The sequence below is a fragment of the Sporosarcina sp. NPDC096371 genome (genome assembly GCF_044762865.1).
Lineage (GTDB): Bacteria > Bacillota > Bacilli > Bacillales_A > Planococcaceae > Sporosarcina.
Genome location: NZ_JBIWFE010000005.1, coordinates 288,557 through 309,341 on the forward strand (window position 1 = coordinate 288,557; position 20,785 = coordinate 309,341).

At 43.4% G+C, this 20,785-nt stretch carries 20 protein-coding genes and 2 riboswitches; all 20 genes read left to right on the plus strand.

Annotated features, from left to right (window positions below):
* Window positions 1–39 precede the first annotated feature (39 nt).
* The 20 genes from ACIQ0H_RS15205 (at window position 40) to ACIQ0H_RS15300 (ending at window position 20,703) form a co-directional block, all read left to right on the plus strand.
* Complete coding sequence (locus ACIQ0H_RS15205) at window positions 40–1,215, plus strand: acetyl-CoA C-acetyltransferase (RefSeq protein WP_403416326.1); 1,176 nt, start codon at window positions 40–42, stop codon at window positions 1,213–1,215.
* 151 nt (window positions 1,216–1,366) lie between these two features.
* Window positions 1,367–3,154 carry an acyl-CoA dehydrogenase family protein gene (locus ACIQ0H_RS15210; RefSeq protein WP_403416329.1) on the plus strand — a complete coding sequence of 596 codons (1,788 nt, stop codon included), beginning with the start codon at window positions 1,367–1,369 and terminating at the stop codon, window positions 3,152–3,154.
* A gap of 118 nt (window positions 3,155–3,272) precedes the next feature.
* On the plus strand, window positions 3,273–3,632 hold the full coding sequence (locus ACIQ0H_RS15215) for an arsenate reductase family protein (protein WP_403416332.1): 360 nt from the start codon (window positions 3,273–3,275) through the stop codon (window positions 3,630–3,632).
* A gap of 75 nt (window positions 3,633–3,707) precedes the next feature.
* On the plus strand, window positions 3,708–4,091 hold the full coding sequence (gene gcvH / locus ACIQ0H_RS15220) for a glycine cleavage system protein GcvH (protein ID WP_403416335.1): 384 nt from the start codon (window positions 3,708–3,710) through the stop codon (window positions 4,089–4,091).
* 70 nt (window positions 4,092–4,161) lie between these two features.
* Window positions 4,162–4,503 carry a toprim domain-containing protein gene (locus ACIQ0H_RS15225; RefSeq protein WP_403416338.1) on the plus strand — a complete coding sequence of 114 codons (342 nt, stop codon included), beginning with the start codon at window positions 4,162–4,164 and terminating at the stop codon, window positions 4,501–4,503.
* Between the two features lie 17 nt (window positions 4,504–4,520).
* Entirely contained in the window at window positions 4,521–4,820 is a 300-nt protein-coding gene (locus ACIQ0H_RS15230; RefSeq protein WP_403416341.1) for a thioredoxin family protein, read from the plus strand.
* A gap of 54 nt (window positions 4,821–4,874) precedes the next feature.
* Window positions 4,875–4,980, plus strand: a riboswitch (SAM riboswitch).
* A gap of 108 nt (window positions 4,981–5,088) precedes the next feature.
* Window positions 5,089–6,114 (plus strand): methionine ABC transporter ATP-binding protein, encoded by a 1,026-nt coding sequence (locus ACIQ0H_RS15235; protein ID WP_403416573.1) that lies wholly within the window; start codon window positions 5,089–5,091, stop codon window positions 6,112–6,114.
* Window positions 6,107–6,775 carry a methionine ABC transporter permease gene (locus ACIQ0H_RS15240; RefSeq protein WP_403416344.1) on the plus strand — a complete coding sequence of 223 codons (669 nt, stop codon included), beginning with the start codon at window positions 6,107–6,109 and terminating at the stop codon, window positions 6,773–6,775. Before ACIQ0H_RS15235 ends, ACIQ0H_RS15240 begins: the two co-directional genes overlap by 8 nt.
* 49 nt (window positions 6,776–6,824) lie before the next feature.
* Window positions 6,825–7,673, plus strand: coding sequence for a MetQ/NlpA family ABC transporter substrate-binding protein (locus ACIQ0H_RS15245; protein WP_403416347.1), 849 nt, complete (start codon window positions 6,825–6,827; stop codon window positions 7,671–7,673).
* A gap of 349 nt (window positions 7,674–8,022) precedes the next feature.
* The gene (locus tag ACIQ0H_RS15250) at window positions 8,023–9,225 is read left to right on the plus strand and encodes a dicarboxylate/amino acid:cation symporter (RefSeq protein ID WP_403416350.1); all 1,203 of its coding nucleotides are present in this window, start codon (window positions 8,023–8,025) and stop codon (window positions 9,223–9,225) included.
* A 258-nt stretch (window positions 9,226–9,483) separates the two neighbouring features.
* Complete coding sequence (gene sufC / locus ACIQ0H_RS15255; RefSeq protein WP_403416353.1) at window positions 9,484–10,263, plus strand: Fe-S cluster assembly ATPase SufC; 780 nt, start codon at window positions 9,484–9,486, stop codon at window positions 10,261–10,263.
* Window positions 10,264–10,282: 19 nt separating this feature from the next.
* A complete protein-coding gene (gene sufD, locus ACIQ0H_RS15260) occupies window positions 10,283–11,590 on the plus strand; it encodes a Fe-S cluster assembly protein SufD (protein WP_403416356.1) in 1,308 nt (435 codons plus the stop codon).
* The gene (locus ACIQ0H_RS15265) at window positions 11,590–12,819 is read left to right on the plus strand and encodes a cysteine desulfurase (protein ID WP_403416359.1); all 1,230 of its coding nucleotides are present in this window, start codon (window positions 11,590–11,592) and stop codon (window positions 12,817–12,819) included. The genes sufD and ACIQ0H_RS15265 overlap by 1 nt, the downstream gene beginning before the upstream one ends.
* Complete coding sequence (sufU, locus tag ACIQ0H_RS15270) at window positions 12,809–13,255, plus strand: Fe-S cluster assembly sulfur transfer protein SufU (protein ID WP_403416362.1); 447 nt, start codon at window positions 12,809–12,811, stop codon at window positions 13,253–13,255. Before ACIQ0H_RS15265 ends, sufU begins: the two co-directional genes overlap by 11 nt.
* Before the next feature lie 18 nt (window positions 13,256–13,273).
* Window positions 13,274–14,671, plus strand: coding sequence for a Fe-S cluster assembly protein SufB (sufB, locus tag ACIQ0H_RS15275; protein ID WP_403416365.1), 1,398 nt, complete (start codon window positions 13,274–13,276; stop codon window positions 14,669–14,671).
* Between the two features lie 203 nt (window positions 14,672–14,874).
* Window positions 14,875–15,738, plus strand: a complete 864-nt coding sequence (locus tag ACIQ0H_RS15280) for a DUF72 domain-containing protein (protein ID WP_403416368.1) — start codon at window positions 14,875–14,877, stop codon at window positions 15,736–15,738.
* The gene (locus ACIQ0H_RS15285; protein WP_403416371.1) at window positions 15,738–16,562 is read left to right on the plus strand and encodes a sulfite exporter TauE/SafE family protein; all 825 of its coding nucleotides are present in this window, start codon (window positions 15,738–15,740) and stop codon (window positions 16,560–16,562) included. Before ACIQ0H_RS15280 ends, ACIQ0H_RS15285 begins: the two co-directional genes overlap by 1 nt.
* A gap of 15 nt (window positions 16,563–16,577) precedes the next feature.
* Entirely contained in the window at window positions 16,578–17,939 is a 1,362-nt protein-coding gene (locus ACIQ0H_RS15290; RefSeq protein WP_403416373.1) for a bifunctional metallophosphatase/5'-nucleotidase, read from the plus strand.
* A 46-nt stretch (window positions 17,940–17,985) separates the two neighbouring features.
* Complete coding sequence (gene yunB, locus ACIQ0H_RS15295; protein ID WP_403416376.1) at window positions 17,986–18,750, plus strand: sporulation protein YunB; 765 nt, start codon at window positions 17,986–17,988, stop codon at window positions 18,748–18,750.
* A 54-nt stretch (window positions 18,751–18,804) separates the two neighbouring features.
* Window positions 18,805–18,984: riboswitch (Lysine riboswitch) on the plus strand.
* A gap of 144 nt (window positions 18,985–19,128) precedes the next feature.
* A complete protein-coding gene (locus tag ACIQ0H_RS15300; RefSeq protein WP_403416379.1) occupies window positions 19,129–20,703 on the plus strand; it encodes a Na+/H+ antiporter NhaC family protein in 1,575 nt (524 codons plus the stop codon).
* Window positions 20,704–20,785: the final 82 nt, after the last annotated feature.

Genomic DNA, 20,785 nt, shown 5'->3' on the forward strand with positions numbered 1-20,785 from the left:
CCGGACTTTTTGAACTTCCGATAAAGAGGAGGAATTTCAATGCGTGAAGCAGTACTAGTAGCCGGTGCACGGACTCCGGTTGGCAAAGCCGGCAGGGGGTCACTTGTGTCAGTGCGTCCAGATGACTTAGGGGCGCTTGCCATTCAAGAAACATTGAAACGTGCGGGAGGCTATGATGGGCCAATCGACGATTTAATTATAGGTTGCGCGATGCCAGAAGCAGAACAGGGGATGAACGTAGCGCGTAATATTGGCGCGCTAGCAGGTCTACCCGATACGACGCCTGCGATTACGGTCAATCGGTTTTGTTCGTCGGGCCTGCAATCCATTGCCTATGCAGCGGAGCGTATTATGCTCGGATCTTCGCAAGCAATACTTGCAGGCGGCGTCGAGTCCATGAGTATGGTGCCAATGATGGGCAATACCATTCGACCGAATGCTCATTTGGCAGAGATAGCTCCACAGTATTACATGGGAATGGGTCACACGGCTGAACAAGTTGCCGTCAAATACGGCATTACTCGCCAGGAACAGGATGAATTTGCTGTTCTGTCCCATAAAAAAGCAGGTGCTGCGATTGCGGCTGGAAGATTTGACGATGAAATCGTACCTGTTGAAGTTGTGAAGCGTACTGTCGATGATAACGGTAAATATAGCGAGAAGACATTTACGTTTGGAATGGACGAAGGCGTTCGTCATGGCACAAGCATGGAAGGGTTAGCGAAACTACGACCGGCATTTTCAGTGACGGGTTCTGTTACGGCGGGGAACGCGTCACAAACCTCTGATGGTGCGGGAGCTGTTTTAGTCATGGATCGTGAAGTGGCAGAGGCGCAAGGTTTGAAGCCAATCGCAAAATTCCTGTCATTCGCAGTGGGCGGCGTGCCACCTGAAGTGATGGGCATTGGACCCATTGTAGCGATTCCAAAAGCACTTAAACTTGCAGGCCTTTCTATAGAAGATATCGATGTATGGGAATTAAATGAAGCATTTGCTTCACAAACCCTCCAGGTGATCCGTCATTTAGGTCTTGATATAGACAAAGTAAACTTCAACGGTGGCGCCATCGCGCTTGGGCATCCACTTGGGGCTACTGGAACGATTTTAACCATTCGCATGATGAGTGAATTAAAACGTCAAGGCAAGCAATTTGGCGTTGTGACCATGTGTATTGGCGGGGGAATGGGCGCAGCGGGTGTCTTTGAACTTTTATAAGTGGAAGGCAGTCTAACACCGCGACGTCCTGTCGCAACGACTGCATGACCCACTTCGTGTGGGCCTAAAGCGGAAGCGGCCTGCCCAGAAACGATTTATGACCCTAGCATCTGGCCGCTGGAGTCTGGACAATCAAAAGGAGGAAACGATCATGACTGAATTAAAAACCAATGAACTAATCAAAGGTGGAGCTTTCCTAACAGAGGATATTGACGCGAATCGTATATTTACACCGGAAGATTTTTCAGACGAGCAGAAAATGATTGCCAAAACAACAGAAGACTACGTGAAAAACGAAGTGCTGCCTGTCGTAGGAAATCTTGAAAATCATGAGTTTGAGCATTCTGTTAGACTCCTTAAATCTGCTGGAGATCTGGGTCTATTAGGTGCGGATGTGCCAGAAGAATACGATGGTCTAGGCTTAGACAAAATTTCATCTGCTTTGATTGCTGAAAAAATGTCTATCGCAGGGGGATTTTCTATTACGCACGGCGCACATGTTGGTATTGGGACACTGCCAATCGTTCTATTTGGTAATGAAGATCAAAAGAAAAAGTACTTGCCAAACTCTGTCACAGCCGACAAGATTTTTGCATACGCATTGACAGAGCCAGGTTCAGGTTCGGATGCACTAGGTGCGAAAACAACGGCAAAGCTTAACGCAGAAGGAACACATTATGTCTTGAATGGTGAAAAACAATGGATTACTAATGCTGGATTTGCAGATGTATTTGTTGTCTATGCAAAAATTGATGGCGATAAATTTACGGCATTTATCGTTGAAAAAGAATTTCCTGGCGTTTCTGTTGGAGCGGAAGAGAAAAAGATGGGGATTAAATCATCTTCAACTCGTACGCTTATTTTACAAGATGCACAAGTACCCGTTGAAAACCTATTAGGTGAAATCGGCCGCGGTCATGTCATTGCTTTTAATATCTTAAACATTGGCCGCTACAAGTTGGGAGTAGGAGCAGTTGGTGCTTCGAAGCGTACACTTGAACTAGCGATTACGTATACCAATCAACGTCAACAGTTTAAAACACCAATTTCGTCATTCAACTTAACGAAACAAAAGTTAGCGACAATGGCATCTAAATTATACGCAACAGAAAGTTTGATTTACCGTACGGTTGGTTATTTTGAAGAACGTCAAAGCCAGTTGAGCCTTGATGAGCAAAAAGATGGTAAAGCGATTGCAGCGGCAATTGCGGAATATGCAATCGAATGTTCCATCAATAAAGTGGTTGGCTCAGAAGTACTGGATTATATCGTAGATGAAGCCGTTCAGCTTCACGGCGGTTATGGCTTCATGCAGGAATATGAAGTTGAGCGCATATACCGCGATTCTCGTATCAACCGTATTTTTGAAGGAACAAATGAAATCAACCGTCTCATCGTACCGGGCACATTCTTGAAAAAAGCGATGAAAGGCGAATTGCCTTTGCTCCAGCAAGCGCAAGCATTGCAAGAAGAACTACTGATGATGATGCCTGAAGAAATTAGCGATGAGGCATTGGCACAAGAGAAAGTACTTGTGAAAAATGCGAAGAAAATTGGTCTTCTTGTAGCGGGCCTAGCCGCACAACGATTCGGTACGAAACTAGAAGCGGAGCAAGAAGTACTTGTGAACATTGCAGACATCGCTAATAACATCTTCGCCATGGAATCAGCGCTTCTACGCACGGAAAAAGCGATTGCCCGTAACGGCGAGGAAAAAGAGCAACAGAAGATCCTTTATACACAAATCTTCTGTCAGGAAGCATTTGAAGAGATTGAAAGAGATGCTAAAGAAACTCTTTTCGCGGCTGTCGACGGCGACAATCAGCGTATGATGATTTCCGCGCTACGCAAATTGACGCGCTCTACCCCTTATAATATCATCGTGAAAAAACGGGAAGCTTCCGTGAAATTAATAGAAGCCGAAAAGTATATCGTCTAACCAAACGGATGATACGGCGCCAGTTACTACCTCAATTTGTCCACTTCAAATTGGGGTAGCAGCTGGCGCCGTTTCGAGTTTTTTCTGGTATAATGACAAAAACGGAGGTGGTGTCGACATGGGACTTACATATTACGGATATCCGAAATGTGGAACGTGCAGAAAAGCAAAGGCATGGCTTGAAACGAAAGGCTTGAATTTTCAAGAGGTAAACATTGCGGAAGCTCCTCCAACAGCCGAGGAACTTCGTAACATCATTGCGGTATCTGGCTTGGAATTGAAGAAGTTTTTCAACGTCAGTGGTACGAAGTATAGGGAACTAAATTTGAAAGACAAATTGCCTACTATGACGGATGAAGAGAAGATTAGCTTGCTATCATCTGACGGCATGTTAATAAAAAGGCCGCTAGTTTTCGGTGAAGGTAAAGTGACTGTTGGCTTCAAGGAAGAAGAATTCGACAACATATGGACAAACTGATGACAGACCTTGTCATTAGTCTTGAAATATGCCAAAATTGAATTGAATGAAATACTATTTTTGGAGGGGTACGGAATGAGCACACCAAAAGATCTGCGTTATTCTGAAGAACATGAATGGGTACAAGAAGTAGGCGGTAACTTCCGCATCGGAATTACACATTTCGCACAATCTGAACTTGGCGATATCGTTTTCGTTGAACTTCCATCTGTTGGTGACGAAATCAAAGCGGACGAGCCTTTCGGAAGCGTTGAATCAGTTAAGACAGTATCAGAACTTTACGCACCAATTAGCGGTAAAGTTGTTGAAGTGAACGAAGGACTTGAAGATAGCCCTGAGTTCGTTAACGAATCTCCATACGAAAATGCATGGATGATCGTTGTTGAACCATCTGATGCATCTGAAGTAGATGCATTGATGTCCGCTGAAGCATATGAAAAAATGACAGTCGGAGAATAATTTTCCCAAAAAAACGCTGGTATCGCTCCGGCGTTTTTTTGAACCATAAAATGGAGCGGGAGGAATCCTTGTGGCATATGACAAAGTGATTATTGTTGAAGGGGGCCAGGATCGTAAGCGTCTTGCACGAATCCTTGCCGAGCCTGTTGATATTATTTGTACGAATGGAACAGTCAGCCCTTATCGACTCGAAGAATTGCTTGCGCCCTATGAACAACATGAGTTATATGTCTTTGTCGATGCAGATGAATCGGGTGATAAGATTCGAACGTTATTCAAAAGGGAGTTTCCTGCCGCCATTCATTTATATACGGAAAAGGTTTACAGGGAAGTTGAAACAACCCCCTACAAAGTGCTTGCTACGATATTACTTGAGGCGAACTTTAATGTGCAGCCAAATTTTTTACTTTAAAGGACGGTCTATAAACAATGGAGATATGGTCACGTGAACAATGGGAACAAGTTGTGCAAGAGTCACCCTCTGCAGCATATTATTTATATACACCGATGTGCGGAACGTGTGCTGTTGCTTCTAAAATGATGGAAGTCATTTCGGTAATGAAGCCGGATATGCCGATTGGCAAGGCAGATTTGAATTATGTACAAGACTTGGCAATGGATTACGAAATCGAAAGTGTCCCTTGTCTGCTTATCCAGAAGGATGGGGTTGTGCAACATAAAATCTATGCGTTCCAGTCAGTTCCATACCTTCTTGAGAAAATCGATTGACAACTCGTGCAGTCTTATGATAGCATTTGAACTAGTATTTAATTGAATAGGTCGCTCTTATTAAGAGAGGTGGAGGGATAGTGCCCTATGAAGCCCGGCAACCGTCACGAAAGTGAAATGGTGCCAAATCACACAAAGCAATTGCTTTGACAGATGAGAGATTGGACGAACGTTTATTTATTGATAACGTCAAGCCTTTCTGCCAGTCTGCAGGAAGGCTTTTTATATTGAAAAAATAATGTATAAACAACTTAGTGAGGTGAAGAAGATGATTCGTTTAACGGATGTTCATAAACGGTTTGGTGCAGGACCAGTTAGTATATCTGCAGTCGAGAATGTTTCACTGGATATAGCCGAGGGTGAAATATTTGGAATCATCGGTTATAGTGGAGCGGGAAAAAGTACGTTGATTCGCCTGCTGAACGGGTTAGAAACGCCTACATCAGGGAATGTGACAATAGGTGGCCGAGAAATTTCTTCTATTAAAGGGAAGGAGTTGCGGGCCGCGCGACAAAAAGTAAGTATGATTTTTCAACATTTCAACCTCCTTTGGTCACGGACTGTGAGGGACAATATTGCCTTCCCACTCGAAATTGCGGGCGTGCGCAAGGCGGAACGTGAGCGGAAAGTCAATGAACTAATTGACTTAGTCGGTTTGTCGGGTCGGGAAAATGCCTATCCTTCAGAGTTATCAGGTGGGCAGAAGCAACGCGTCGGGATTGCCCGGGCACTTGCGAATGACCCTGAAGTGTTACTTTGTGACGAAGCGACATCTGCCCTTGATCCTGAAACAACAGATGCGATACTTGAACTTCTCACGGGTATCAATGAAAGGCTTGGCTTAACGATTGTCCTGATTACACATGAAATGCATGTCATTCGGAAGATTTGTCATCGCGTGGCGGTCATGGAGGCGGGGAAAGTCGTCGAAATCGGCAATGTCCTTGATGTCTTCCAATCGCCACAAGAACCGATTACCAAACGATTTGTATCGCAAGTAACTGAATCTACAGAAGTCAAACAGGCGGTCGCACATATTAAGCAAGAACTGTCTTCCGGTACGCTAATCAAACTTGTCTTTGTTGGCGAGCGGACGGAGCAACCAGTATTGGCCAGTCTGATTCGGAAATTTGATGTCGATGTGAATATTGTGCAAGGGAATATTTCACATACTCGTGGAGGCGCCTACGGTACGCTCATTCTCCAACTTGTCGGGGATGAACGTGAAATCGAAGAAGCGATTCAATACTTACATGCGCAAGATGTTCAGACGGAGGTGCTTGGAAATGATTGAGAACCTTTTTCCGAATGTTGATTGGGAAGTGATGTGGGAAGCAACCTTAGAAACACTTTATATGACGGCGCTTTCGACCATTTTCACATTTGTGATTGGGCTTGCTCTAGGTATAGTATTGTTTCTTTCAAGCCCGCGTCAATTATGGGCAAACAAGCTAACGTATACCCTTACAGGAGCTTTTGTTAATATATTCAGGTCCATCCCTTTCATTATATTAATTATTTTGTTAATCCCGGTTACCAAACTCTTGATTGGAACCATTCGTGGACCGGAAGCAGCATTGCCGGCACTTATTATCGGGGCGGCTCCATTTTACGCAAGAATGGTATTAATAGCATTCCAAGAAATTGATAAAGGTGTTATTGAGGCGGCAAAATCGATGGGGGCAAAAACGAAGACGATTATTTTCAAAGTTCTTCTTCCTGAGTCAAAGCCAGCCCTTCTTTCTGGAATAACAGTGACGGCTATTGCGCTTGTTGGGTACACAGCAATGGCAGGTTTTATTGGTGCGGGTGGTCTTGGAACGCTTGCTTATATGGAAGGGTTCCAACGAAGTCGGGGGGATGTCACGTTCGTCTCGACGATTATTATTTTAATAATTGTGTTCGTTCTCCAGATCATTGGAGATTTCGCAGTGAAGAAATCAGATAAGCGCTAAACATACGAAGTCGCAATTATAAACAACATAGAAAAGGGGAGATAGTAAAATGAAAAAACTATTAACAGGGATTTTATTGGCAGTACTTGTGCTTGCACTTGCTGCGTGTGGTACAAAAGACGACGGCGGGAAAAGTAACCAAAGTGGCAATGGAGAAAAAGAGGAATTAACGGAACTTAAGATTGGCGCTTCTAATACGCCGCATGCCATCATTCTTGAAGAGGCGAAGCCTTTGTTGAAAGAAAAAGGCGTGGATCTAGTTATCGAAAAATACCAAGACTATATTTTCCCGAACCAGGATCTTGAATCAGGTGAAATTGACGCAAACTATTTCCAACACATTCCTTATCTAGAAGGGCAAATGGCAGATCACGGCTATAAATTTGTCAATGCAGCTGGCATCCATATTGAGCCAATTGGTATCTACTCAAAAGAATATGCATCTCTTGAGGAACTACCAGAAGGAGCAACCATTCTAATGAGTAACTCTGTTGCTGATCACGGGCGCGCGTTATCATTGCTTGAAGCAAAAGGACTTATTAAACTAGCCGATGGCATCGACAAAGCCAAAGCTGAAGTAAAAGATATCGCTGAAAATCCAAAAAAACTCAAATTTGATGCGAAAAACGATCCAGCTATTTTGCCACAGTTTTTCAATCAAGGTGAGGGCGATGCGGTTCTTATTAACACGAACTTCGCAATAGATGCAGGTTTAAATCCACTTAAAGATTCAATCGCGATGGAGGATTCGGAATCACCGTATGTAAATATTATCGCTGTACGAGAAGGCGATGAAAACAACCCTGAAATTAAAGCATTGGTTGAAGTATTGAAATCACAAGAGATTCAAGACTTCATCTTAGAAACGTGGAACGGCGAAATTGTTCCCGTAAAATAATAAATTTGGCAACACCGCTGATTTGTAAAAACAAATCGGCGGTGTTTTTTTTGTGGAAATAAAGTGAGCGAAAAAGCTTGGGACTAGATTAGTAATCTCTTTTGGTGTTTGCTTATATAACTTTCGCAAGGGGTGCATAAATTTGTTCAATTCGTCTCATCGCGGTTTAATTGTAAGCGTTCCCTTTTTGTGGAGGGGATTTGAAGCGGGTCTTTATTTCAAATTATATAGATGAAAGGAGTGGCAAAATAAATGGAAATAATTAATTAAAAAAAGAGGTTACAATAGTGAAAAGATTATGGTATTGTTAATAAATAAATACAAACGTTTATTTGAGGAGGACACGGGGATGAAGTTCAAACTTGGTCTTATATGGCGTATCATCATTGCCATTGCACTTGCAGTCGCACTTGGATTACTTGTTCCAAAATTCGGGGAAGGCTTTGCAGAGGGGTTTGTTAGTCTAGCAGCTACATTTAATATGCTTTTTGGTGGATTTCTTAATTTTATCGTACCATTGATCATTATTGCATTTATCGCACCTGGGATTGCTGAACTTGGAAAAGGGTCTGGTAGACTCCTTGGGCTAGCAACGGCATTTGCTTATATTTCAACAATCGTAGCGGGTATTATTGCTTTCTTTGCGGCAACAACTCTATTGCCTGGTTTGATTGACAAGGTTGGTAGTGGGGGTATTGGAGAAGCAACTAGAGAAGCAGCTACTTCATTTTTTGAGCTTGAAATGACACCGGTTATGGGCGTGATGTCTGCGCTGCTTATCGCATTCGTACTTGGAATTGGGATGGCATCTATCGGTAGTAAATCAATGCTTGCTGTATTCAACGAATTTCATGTGTTAATTGAAAAAGTAATTTCATATGTTATTATTCCGTTATTGCCATTTCATATTTTTGGTATATTTTTGAACATGACTTATACGGGTCAAGTATCAAAAGTCCTTTCCGTATTTGCGGTGGTGTTCGTGATGATTATTGCCCTACATCTAATTATGCTAACGCTTCAATATACGGTTGCGGGCTCGTTGTCAAAACGCAATCCGTTCGGTCTTATGAAAACAATGGCGCCGGCTTATTTCACGGCAGTTGGTACGCAGTCTTCTGCGGCAACGATTCCGGTGACATTAAGACAGGCACGTCAGGCAGGTGCATCAGAGAAAGTGGCCAATTTCACGGTTCCACTTTTCGCAACGATTCACTTGTCGGGAAGTACCATTACACTTGTATCGTGTTCAATCGGTGTAATGTTAATGAATGGGATGCCGATTTCATTTGGCGCTTACTTGCCATTTATCTTTATGCTTGGTGTAACGATGATTGCAGCACCAGGCGTTCCAGGTGGCGCGGTTATGGCTGCGGTTGGTCTCCTGGGTACAATGCTTGGTTTTGATGAATCCATGGTCGCTCTGATGATTGCCCTATACATGGCGCAAGATAGTTTCGGAACTGCAACGAATGTTACGGGTGACGGCGCGCTTGCTATCATTGTGGATAAGTTTACGAAAAAAGAAGATAAAGTTCCTTCAAAGAACTAATTTTATATTGAAAGATTCGAAAGTCGATACATTGTGTATCGGCTTTTTAATTGATTAGTATTCTCAATAAGGCAGGGATAAATGAAAACGAAGATAGATAGGCTGATTGTTTGCTTGCAAGTCTTGAATTCATGGCATTTAGGTCTGAAGCCCGTCGTTCTCAATGATTTGCAAGGCATTGCTTTATGGGGTAAGATTAGAATGATACTAAATAGAGAATGGTTTTCCGTTCATCTTTAATATATTGGAGGTATTGGAATGGCTACTTTGGAAATTAAAGGCCTTCACGTTGAGATTGAAGGTAAGGAAATATTGAAAGGCGTCGATTTGACGATCAATACAAACGAGATCCACGCAGTTATGGGTCCAAACGGTACAGGAAAATCAACTCTCGCATCAGCGATTATGGGACATCCCAAATATGAGGTAACAGCAGGTACGGTAACACTTGATGGTGAAGACGTGCTAGAAATGGAAGTGGACGAGCGTGCTCGTGCTGGAATCTTCCTAGGTATGCAATATCCAAGTGAAATTACAGGCGTAACAAATGCTGACTTCCTTCGTTCTGGCATTAATGCAAAACGTGAAGAAGGCGACGAAATTTCGTTGATGAAATTTATCCGTGAATTGGATAGCAAAATGGACTTCCTTGAAATGAACGAAGATATGGCAACACGCTACCTGAACGAAGGATTCTCGGGTGGAGAGAAAAAACGTAATGAAATCCTTCAGTTGTTGATGTTGAAACCAACATTTGCCATCCTTGATGAAATTGACTCAGGTCTTGACATCGATGCATTGAAAGTTGTTTCAAAAGGCATCAACGAAATGCGCGGCGAAGAATTCGGTTGCCTTATTATCACACACTACCAACGTCTCCTTGACTATATTACGCCAGACCATGTTCACGTGATGATGCAAGGTAAAGTTGTTAAATCCGGTGGTGCTGAACTAGCACATAAACTTGAAGAACAAGGTTATGACTGGATAAAAGAAGAACTTGGTATCGAAGACGAGACAGTCGGGCAGGAAGTTTAAGAAAGGGGGACGATTCAAAATGACGGTTGAAACTAAAGTGGCATTGACCGAACAGGACGTCCGCTCCTATTCAGCTCAGATGAATGAAGCCGATTGGATGGCGGATTTCCGTGCAGATGCATTAGCGAAAGTGGAACAGCTTGCAATGCCAAAACCAGATAAAACGAAAATCGATAAGTGGAATTTCACGGAATTCCCAGTCCATACGGTAGAGTCTGCTGTTTATGCTTCATTGGACGAGCTTCCTGAAGAAGCACTTGCTTTAATAGATAAAGAGCAACAAAAAAACATATATGTGCAGCATAATAACACGCCTGCGTATCTTTCATTATCAAGCGAATTGAAAGAACAAGGCGTTATTATGACGGATATTTTCACAGCATCACGTGAACATAGCGAGCTTGTGAAGAAATATTTCATGACAGATGGCGTTAAAGTCGACGAGCATAAGCTGACTGCACTTCATGCAGCACTAATGAATGGCGGCGTGTTCGTTTATGTTCCGAAAAATGTTGTCGTAGCAGAACCACTTCAAGTGTTGTTCTTGCATGATGATGCACAAGCTTCTCTCTTCAACCACGTTCTTGTGGTAGCAGAGGCAAATAGTTCGGTGACGTATGTCGAAAACTATTTGTCGACTGTAGAAGAGGCAAAAGGTTTGGCGAATATCGTTTCTGAAGTATTCACAGGCGACAATGCAAAAATCACTTATGGTGCTGTTGATGTATTGGCAGCAGGATTCACGACATATGTGAACCGTCGTGGAGTTACTGGACGCGATAGCCGCATTGAATGGGCACTCGGTCTAATGAATGACAGTGATACAATTTCTGAAAACATTACGCATCTTGTAGGGAACGGTTCTTCTTGTGATTTGAAGACAGTTGTTGTTGGACGTGGTAATCAACGTCAGAACTTCACGTCTGAAATCGTTCACTTTGGACTTGATACAGATGGTTTCATCCTTAAGCATGGCGTTATGAAAGAGGCGGCATCGTCGATTTTTAACGGAATCGGAAGAATTGCTAAAGGTGCAACACGTTCGAATGCTGTTCAAGAATCACGTGTTCTTATGCTAAGTGAGAAGGCACGCGGAGATGCGAATCCGATTCTTCTTATTGATGAGGACGATGTAACAGCAGGACACGCTGCATCTGTCGGTCGTGTAGATCCATTGCAATTGTATTACCTAATGAGTCGGGGAATTTCAAAACAAGAAGCAGAACGTCTTGTCATTCATGGTTTCCTTGCGCCAGTTGTCAGCAAATTGCCGATTGAAGGCGTGAAGAAACAATTGACGGAGGTTATCGAAAGGAAAGTGCGCTAATGCTCAGTAAAGAGATCCGCAATCATTTTCCGATACTGGACCAGGAGATAAACGGGCATCCGCTCGTTTATCTAGATAGTGCTGCGACTTCCCAGAAGCCGCGGCAAGTAATAGAAGCGCTAAGCAACTATTATGGTCTTGATAACTCGAATGTCCACCGTGGTGTGCATACACTCGGTAACCGGGCGACAGAAGGCTATGAAGGCGCACGCGAAAAGGTGCGCAAGTTCATTAACGCGAAATCGACGGAAGAAGTTATTTTCATGCGTGGGACGACAACTGCACTAAACACAGTTGCACAAAGTTACGGACGGGCGAATGTCGGTGAAGGTGATGAAATCGTCATTACTTACATGGAGCATCATTCGAATATCATTCCGTGGCAGCAGCTTGCGAAAGAAAAAGGGGCAGTGTTGAAATACGTCGACCTCGAGGAAGATGGCACACTATCACTCGATAAAGTTCGCGAAGTCATCACGGACCGGACAAAAATCGTTTCCATTATGTATGTTTCCAACGTACTCGGTACGATGAATCCGATTAAAGAAATTACTGAAATTGCGCATGCGCATGGTGCTGTCATGGTCGTTGACGGCGCGCAAGCTGCACCGCATTTAAAAATAGACGTTCAACAGCTTGACTGTGACTTCTTTGCTTTCTCAGGACATAAGATGTGCGGGCCTACGGGTATCGGCGTCTTGTACGGGAAAAAGGCGTTACTGAACAATATGGAGCCTGTTGAGTTTGGTGGCGAAATGATCGACTTTGTCGGTCTTTATGAATCTACATGGAAAGAGCTCCCTTGGAAGTTTGAAGGAGGTACACCAATCATTGCAGGAGCAATTGGCTTGGGTGCTGCCATCGATTTCTTAGAGGAAATTGGACTGGATCAGATTGAACGTCATGAACATGAACTAGCTGGCTACGCTATGGAGCGCATGTCGGAAATCGACGGGCTAACGATTTATGGTCCGCTTGATCCGAAAAAACGTGCGGGGTTGGTGACATTTAATTTGAATGACGTTCACCCGCATGATGTTGCAACGGTACTCGATATGAACGGCATTGCTGTTCGAGCGGGACACCATTGCGCACAGCCGCTTATGAAGTGGTTGGATGTATCCGCTACGGCACGCGCTAGCTTCTATATTTATAATACGGAAGCTGACGTGGATCGCCTCGTGGAAGGACTTCGTATCGCAAAGGAGTATTTCAACGATGTCTACTAATAATCTAGACCAGCTATACCGCTCGGTCATTATGGATCATTACAAAAATCCAAGGAACAAAGGCGTTCTTGAGGATAATAATATTACGATTGATATGAATAACCCAACATGCGGCGACGTCATTCATCTTACACTTCAAGTGGAAGATGGCATCGTCCAAAATGCGAAATTCGAAGGCGAAGGCTGCTCGATTTCCATGGCATCTGCTTCCATGATGACGCAGATTGTGAAAGGGAAGAAAGCGGACGAAGCTGTGAATTTGGCACATGTTTTCTCTGACATGATGTTGGGGAAAGATATCGATGATTCCATCGACTTGGGGGATATCGAGGCACTTGCGGGTGTGGCGAAATTCCCTGCACGCATCAAGTGTGCGACACTTGCGTGGAAAGCGATGGAAAAGGGAGTCGGAAATGATACCGATTCAACAGATTAAAGGAACGGAGGAATTATAATGGCTAAAAAGATGCCGGATATCGGCGATTACAAATATGGTTTTGCGGATAAAGACGTATCAGTTTTCCGTTCGGAACGTGGTTTGACACGTGAAATCGTGGAACAAATTTCAAGCATGAAGAACGAGCCGCAGTGGATGTTGGATTACCGCCTAAAGTCATTGGAATTGTTCTACAAAATGCCAATGCCTCAATGGGGTGGAGATCTTAACTCACTTAAATTTGATGAGATTACTTACTATGTTAAACCATCTGAAGGAACTGAACGTTCATGGGATGAAGTACCGGAAGAGATCAAGCGTACGTTTGATAAACTGGGAATTCCTGAAGCGGAACAGAAATACCTTGCAGGTGTTTCAGCACAATACGAATCAGAAGTTGTTTACCACAACATGAAGCAAGACCTTGAAGATCTAGGTATTGTCTTCAAAGATACAGATTCAGCGCTTAGAGAAAACGAAGAATTGTTCAAGAAACATTGGGGAACAATCATTCCGAACTCTGATAATAAGTTTGCTGCTTTGAACTCAGCTGTTTGGTCGGGTGGATCATTCATCTACGTACCACCAGGTATTAAAGTAGATACGCCACTTCAAGCATATTTCCGGATTAATTCGGAAAACATGGGGCAGTTCGAGCGTACACTTATCATTGTTGATGAAGGCGCAAGCGTGCACTACGTCGAAGGATGTACAGCACCTGTTTACACAACAAACTCACTTCATAGTGCGGTTGTTGAAATCATCATCAAAAAGGATGCGTATTGCCGTTATACGACAATCCAAAACTGGGCAAACAACGTTTACAACCTTGTAACGAAACGTGCAGTTTGTGATGCAAACGCAACAATGGAATGGATTGATGGAAACATCGGTTCGAAATTGACGATGAAATACCCAGCAGTCATCCTTAAAGGTGAAGGTGCACGTGGTATGACATTATCGATTGCACTTGCTGGTAAAGGGCAACACCAAGATGCAGGCGCGAAAATGCATCACCTTGCACCAAACACTTCTTCAACAATCGTTTCTAAATCGATTTCACAACACGGCGGGAAAGTAACATATCGCGGTATCGTTCACTTTGGTCGTAAAGCGGACGGTGCACGTGCGAATATCGAGTGTGATACGTTAATTATGGATGATAAATCAACATCAGATACGATTCCATATAACGAAATCCTCAATGATAATGTGTCACTTGAGCACGAAGCGAAAGTATCGAAAGTTTCGGAGGAGCAGCTCTTCTACTTGATGAGCCGCGGAATTCCTGAGCTAGAAGCAACTGAAATGATCGTTATGGGCTTCATCGAACCATTTACAAAAGAATTGCCAATGGAATATGCTGTAGAAATGAACCGTCTCATCAAGTTTGAGATGGAAGGTTCTATCGGATAATCTATTACATGGAAAACCGGTCCTAGTGACCGGTTTTTTGTCGTTCAGTGAAAGTTGGGTAGTGAAGATTATGAAAAGGTAGCCTAGTTTCCAAGAGCGTCCGAGTTCACTACATTCACAGCATTCAGTCGGCATTAACGTAAAAATGTCATCGGCATATGTTAAAATACTAATAACGAAGCATTTGAAAGGGGGTGAGCGGGATGATTCAGATTGGATTGACAGGCTGGGGGGACCATCCGGCTGTTTACGATCCGTCTTCAACAGCAAAGGAAAAGTTACTCGACTACAGTGCTCACTTTCCAATTGTCGAACTAGATGCTACCTTCTATGCAATCCAACCGGAACGCAATATTAGGAAATGGATGGCCGAAACACCGGATAATTTCCGTTTTGTTGTCAAAGCTTATCAAGGGATGACTGGGCATAATCGCGAACCACTGCCATATGAATCGGTCGATGAGATGTACAACTTATTTCGATTGTCGGTTACACCGTTACAAGAGGCGGGGAAGCTAGCGATGATCCTTGTTCAATTTCCGCCTTGGTTTGATTGTACGAAGGACAATGTCGATGAAATTCGGTTCATTTGCGATAAATTGGGTGGCTTCGATATCGCCATAGAATTTAGACATCAGTCATGGTATTCACTTGAATTTAAGAAAAAGACACTACTGTTTTTGCGCAGTTTGAATGCTATCCATTCCGTTTGTGATGAACCGCAGGCTGGTGAAGGGAGTATACCGCTTGTAGCGGACGCGACTCGGCCAGATAAAGTGCTCGTTCGCCTACACGGTCGTAATACCCAAGGATGGCGCAATACAACCGGCGATGATCAGGCGTGGCGGAAGGTGAGGTACTTATATCATTACAATGAGGCTGAATTGAAAGAAATACAGCTAGCTGTAGAAAAATTACAAGCTGAAACAAAGGAAGTATTCGTTATTTTTAATAATAACTCCGGCGGACATGCAGCACAAAATGCGCAGCAATTTCAAAAAATGCTTAACATCAACTACGAAAGTCTGACGCCGAAACAGCTCAACTTTTTTGAGGGAGAATTTTAATGGAATATCTTATTTTGGCCATTATTGGTCTTGCATCAGGAATTATAGGGGCGCTTGTTGGCCTAGGTGGTGGCGTGATTCTCGTGCCAGTCACCCTTTTTATTGGTATCACTTTAGGGCTGATTGATGGGATTACCCCGCAAACAGTCGTTGGTCTTTCCGTGATTATGATGATTGCAATAGGACTTGCTTCTACGCTTTCCTATATGAAAGCAAAAACCATCGATTACAGAAGTGGTTTGATCTTTTTTGCAGGCAGTATTCCAGGGACGCTCCTTGGAGCATTTGTGAATAAAGGGCTCGATTTACCGTCATTTAATTTGTACTTCGGAATACTACTGATTATTTTATCGACATTGTTATTAGTCCGAAAATATTTAAAACCGGTTAGATGGTTTGTCGATCATGGTAAAAAAAGAACATTCACGGACCGTTCTGGAGAGACGTTTGTGTTTGGCTATCCCGTGTGGTTTGCTTTACTTCTCACATTCGGTGTTGGTTTTGCATCAGGATTATTCGGCATTGGGGGAGGCTCCATTATGGTGCCGGCAATGATTCTGCTATTCTTATTCCCTCCACACGTTGCCGTAGGGACATCGATGTTCATGGTATTCTTGTCGGCGATTGTGAACTCGGTCACTCATATATCGCTGGGGAACGTGCCATGGCTGTACGTCATTCCGGTCGTTCCAGCAGCTTATATCGGAGCAAAAATTGGAGCCATGTTAAATCAAAAAATGAAGTCAGAAACACTCGTATTGGCTTTGCGAATCATTTTGTTAATCTTAGGGATCCGTTCGATTATCGACGGAATTTGGGGGTGAGTTACGATAAGTAAAATGGAAACGATTCACTTTTATCATACAAATGATGTACATAGTCACTTTGAAAACTGGCCGCAAATGAGCCGCTTTTTATGCGATAAAAAGCGGGAGCATTTGACCAATGGAGAGGCTTGTTATGTAGTCGATATCGGGGATTACGTCGATCGCTCACACCCTTTTACGGAAGGGACAAATGGGCAAGGGAATATCCGTTTATTGAACGAGGCGGGTTTTGATGCGGTCACGATTGGCAACAACGAAGGAATTACCATGTCGCAAGAAGCACTTTCTTCCTTATATAAAGATGCCAAATTTAAGGTGATTGTTGGTAATTTATTTGAACAAGATGGAGAGCGTCCGTCATGGGCGTTGCCTTACACAATCTACGTCACAGGACAGGGGACAAGGATAGGCGTCATCGGCGCGACAGCGCAGTACACGACGTTCTATTCGAAGCTAGGTTGGGAAGTGACGTCGCCACGGCAGGAATTGAAACGGATTGCTAAGTCCATTGTAGGGGAAACGGATCTAGTCGTTTGTCTGTCGCATATGGGGATTACAGAAGATGAAAAACTCGCGATGGAATGCCCTGAAATCGATGTGCTTTTTGGGGCGCACACACACCACCTGTTTCACGAAGGCAAGTTGGTAGGCGATACGTTGCTAGCGGCTACGGGGAAATACGGGGAATATGTTGGGCATGTGACGGTGCATGTGGACGTCCAAGCGAAAAAAGTGATGGATATGACTGCGGAGCTTTACAGGTCGGATCAACTTACGCGGACTGAAGAAGATATTCAGCAAGTGAATGCACTTATTGAATCGGGAAAGCAGGCAATGGCGGAAAAAGTATTCTATAATTCCGAGCCGTTGCCACAAAACTTATTTGGTCCGAGCCCGTTAGCTTCCTTTTTTGGTCGGGCACTAATTGCGTATACACAAGCGGATTGTGCGTTGTTTAACGCTGGTATTTTCCTTGGAGGCCTAGAAAAAGGTTGGGTCACGAGGGAAAGTTTACATACCCTACTTCCACACCCTATAAACCCTTGTATCATCACATTAGATGGTACAGAGTTATTAGAGATTTATGAGTTGTCTTTGAATGAAGAATGGCCGCGAATTGAAATAAAGGGACTGGGTTTCCGTGGTACGCTCATGGGGGCAATGATGCATGAGCGACTGTATAAAAATCGACATGGCAAACTGTACGCAGGAAACCGTGAAGTTGTCTCAGGACAGGCGTATACAGTAGCTACACTGGATATGTTTACATTTGGCTTTTTCTTCCCTTCTTTTCAACAGGCAAAGAAAGACTACTGCATGCCTGAATTGATCAGAGATGTGTTAGGTTGGTATGGTATGGAACTGAATAAATGAATATACGGCTCCTTTTCTGCATAACGTAACAGCAGGAGGAGTCGTTTTGAAATTTAACTCGCAAGTTACTCGAAAATCGAGGAAAAAGAAACGAAAGTTTTTACCGCTCCTTATCCCAACTACTTTAGTCGCAATTGCCTTGTTCTTATACATAGTAAATATGAGACTCACCCCAATTTATAGTGATTATGCGGAAGTGCAAACAACGAATATCGCTGCTCATGTCATAAATCAAGCACTCAAATCAAAGGAGTTAAAATTGCCAAGTAACGATGAGATTTTTGCACCAATCCCCAATGATACTTCTGGAGCTATCTCTATTAATAGTGATGCAACCAACCGAGTGATGGGGGATATACATGCATTAGTCGCCAATTATTTGAAGCAGGCTGAAACAGGGAATCTTGACATGTTGCCGATGCAAGACAATCTTGAATATGACCCTGAAGCCATGGAAGGTCAAGGAGCAGTGGTCTTTTTTGTACCACTGGCGCAGGCACTGAAAATTCCGCTGCTTGGTAACCTAGGGCCGAAAATCCCAATCCGCTTTCATATCATTGGTGACGTGCATACTGATATTGAATCAACCATTACTGAATTTGGGATTAACAGTGCAGTTGTCGAAGTGAATGTGGTCGTGACGGTAAATGTTCAAATTATCGTGCCGCTTGCCTCGCGGAAAAGTGAAGTGGTACAGAAAATTCCAGTTGCAATGACGATTATCAAGGGAACTGTTCCACCGGTATTCAGTAATGGAGGAAATGCCGCGCCTAATATAGAGATTCCGGTCAAACTGCCGGATCAGAAGTGATAAGACTTGAAAGTGTTCGAGATTATTGATAGGCTAGTATAGTAATTAAAATACCGATTGGGTAGAGGCTGCATTGCTTATCAGTCACACACGCGAGATTGACATCTATGACCGTATGTAAAAGGAAGCTTTGCCGAAGTTTGATGGGATTGTCGAGTCCATCAGGCTGGGGTTATTCCGAATAGGAATAGCACTGTCATACGTCTTTTTGATGTATGATGAGCTACAAGTCGTACGTTAGATAAGCAAGTATATTTATCCAACAAACGAAACGTAGATAAGGCCGGCTTCCTGATACACTTACCCAAGTGTCGATAGGAGCCGGTTTTTTTATTCTCTGATGAAGGGCCTCAACCCAACAATATGGAGGATTATAGGATGATAGGAACTTGGGTTTCAATTTTACCGCCACTCATTGCCATTGGCATGGTATTGGCGACGAAACGAGTATTGTTATCACTTGGGTCGGGAATTGTCGCTGCGGCTGTACTAGCAGCATCATTTTCGCCAGGTGAATCTGTAAAGAATTTATGGAACGGCATGATCGTCTCTTTCTGGGATGGAGGAGAATTAAATACGTATAATATTTATATCATGTTATTTATTCTTTTACTCGGTGTCATAACGGCATTTGTTAGTCTATCCGGCGGTAGTAGAGCATTTGCGGAATGGGCTGTAAGTCGTATTAAAACAAAGCGTGGAGCAAAATTATTAACAGTAGTTTTGGGGATTGCTATCTTCGTGGATGATTATTTCAATGCATTAGCGGTTGGGCAGATAGCTCGTCCGATAACGGATCAGCATAAGATTTCCCGTGCGAAATTGGCTTATTTTATTGATTCAACGTCAGCACCGATTTGTTCGATTTCTCCCATTTCTAGCTGGGGAGCTTTTTTAATCGGACAAATGGCACTTATTTTTGGAGGGGCTGCGGCAATCAGTTATTCTCCATTATCCGCCTTTATCATGATGGCACCTATGAATTTTTACGTTGTGGCAACACTTGCAATGGTCTTCTTCTTTGCATGGACGGATGTCGATCTGTTTGAAATGAAGAAGCATGAGCGACTTGCGACAGACAAGGGACAGTTATTTGATCCTGATAAGGAAATTCCAGGTCAATTGAAGGAGGATTTTCCTGTGCATGGACATGGGCGTGTACGTGATCTTGTGGCGCCAATTGTAACACTTGTGGTTGTGACATTTTCGATGATGTTCTGGACCGGCTATAAGGCTGGTGGATCGATGAGCATTTGGACGATTTTTGAAAATACGGACGTACCGTTGTCGTTGCTTACAGGCGGAGTGGCTGGAACTGTGGTTGCTGCACTTCTCTATAGTATGCAGATGAAACAGAATGAGACGGCTAGTGTACAGCTGATGATTCGTGCATTCGTGAGTGGTGTGAATGCGATGATGCCGGCTATTCTAATACTCGTTTTTGCATGGGCATTGACGGATTTAATCGCAGTACTAGATACAGGGGCTTACTTGTCTGAAGTTGTAATGAATGCAGACCTACCAGTCGCGTTTTTACCAGTGATCATTTTCGTTCTTGCCGGGCTGATGGCATTTGCCACAGGGACATCATGGGGGTCTTTCGGGATTCTATTACCGATTGCTGGGACCATTATGATTGATGCTGCACCGGAAATGTTATTACCAGCATTAGCAGCAGTTCTGGCTGGGGCAGTTTTCGGCGATCATTGTTCACCGATATCGGATACAACTATCCTGTCATCCACGGGTGCGGGTAGTAACCTAATGGCTCACGTGACAACTCAGTTACCTTATGCGATCATTAGTGCGCTAATAGCTGCTACTGGTTATATCATTTTGGGCATTACAGGTTCCGTGTGGCTTGGCCTTGTTGCTGTAATTATTATTCTTATCGTTCTGTTTTCTGTTTGGACGATAAATGCGAAAAAAACAGCAGCTCAGCTATCAGTATAATGATAAACAATGAGAAACGATGAAATTTCATCGTTTCTTTTTTTGTGGAAATGCGATTTTTTGGATAAAAAGATGTTTTGAC

What these genes read in the sequence shown, in the direction of transcription:
- ACIQ0H_RS15205 (WP_403416326.1), top strand. Translation starts at nt 40, where the DNA reads ATGCGTGAAGCAGTACTAGTAGCCGGTGCACGGACTCCGGTTGGCAAA.
- gcvH (WP_403416335.1), top strand. Translation starts at nt 3,708, where the DNA reads ATGAGCACACCAAAAGATCTGCGTTATTCTGAAGAACATGAATGGGTA.
- ACIQ0H_RS15250 (WP_403416350.1), top strand. Translation starts at nt 8,023, where the DNA reads ATGAAGTTCAAACTTGGTCTTATATGGCGTATCATCATTGCCATTGCA.
- ACIQ0H_RS15235 (WP_403416573.1), top strand. Translation starts at nt 5,089, where the DNA reads ATGATTCGTTTAACGGATGTTCATAAACGGTTTGGTGCAGGACCAGTT.
- ACIQ0H_RS15210 (WP_403416329.1), top strand. Translation starts at nt 1,367, where the DNA reads ATGACTGAATTAAAAACCAATGAACTAATCAAAGGTGGAGCTTTCCTA.
- ACIQ0H_RS15215 (WP_403416332.1), top strand. Translation starts at nt 3,273, where the DNA reads ATGGGACTTACATATTACGGATATCCGAAATGTGGAACGTGCAGAAAA.
- ACIQ0H_RS15230 (WP_403416341.1), top strand. Translation starts at nt 4,521, where the DNA reads ATGGAGATATGGTCACGTGAACAATGGGAACAAGTTGTGCAAGAGTCA.
- sufU (WP_403416362.1), top strand. Translation starts at nt 12,809, where the DNA reads ATGTCTACTAATAATCTAGACCAGCTATACCGCTCGGTCATTATGGAT.
- ACIQ0H_RS15245 (WP_403416347.1), top strand. Translation starts at nt 6,825, where the DNA reads ATGAAAAAACTATTAACAGGGATTTTATTGGCAGTACTTGTGCTTGCA.
- sufD (WP_403416356.1), top strand. Translation starts at nt 10,283, where the DNA reads ATGACGGTTGAAACTAAAGTGGCATTGACCGAACAGGACGTCCGCTCC.
- ACIQ0H_RS15280 (WP_403416368.1), top strand. Translation starts at nt 14,875, where the DNA reads ATGATTCAGATTGGATTGACAGGCTGGGGGGACCATCCGGCTGTTTAC.
- sufC (WP_403416353.1), top strand. Translation starts at nt 9,484, where the DNA reads ATGGCTACTTTGGAAATTAAAGGCCTTCACGTTGAGATTGAAGGTAAG.
- ACIQ0H_RS15240 (WP_403416344.1), top strand. Translation starts at nt 6,107, where the DNA reads ATGATTGAGAACCTTTTTCCGAATGTTGATTGGGAAGTGATGTGGGAA.
- sufB (WP_403416365.1), top strand. Translation starts at nt 13,274, where the DNA reads ATGGCTAAAAAGATGCCGGATATCGGCGATTACAAATATGGTTTTGCG.
- ACIQ0H_RS15300 (WP_403416379.1), top strand. Translation starts at nt 19,129, where the DNA reads ATGATAGGAACTTGGGTTTCAATTTTACCGCCACTCATTGCCATTGGC.
- ACIQ0H_RS15265 (WP_403416359.1), top strand. Translation starts at nt 11,590, where the DNA reads ATGCTCAGTAAAGAGATCCGCAATCATTTTCCGATACTGGACCAGGAG.
- ACIQ0H_RS15290 (WP_403416373.1), top strand. Translation starts at nt 16,578, where the DNA reads ATGGAAACGATTCACTTTTATCATACAAATGATGTACATAGTCACTTT.
- ACIQ0H_RS15285 (WP_403416371.1), top strand. Translation starts at nt 15,738, where the DNA reads ATGGAATATCTTATTTTGGCCATTATTGGTCTTGCATCAGGAATTATA.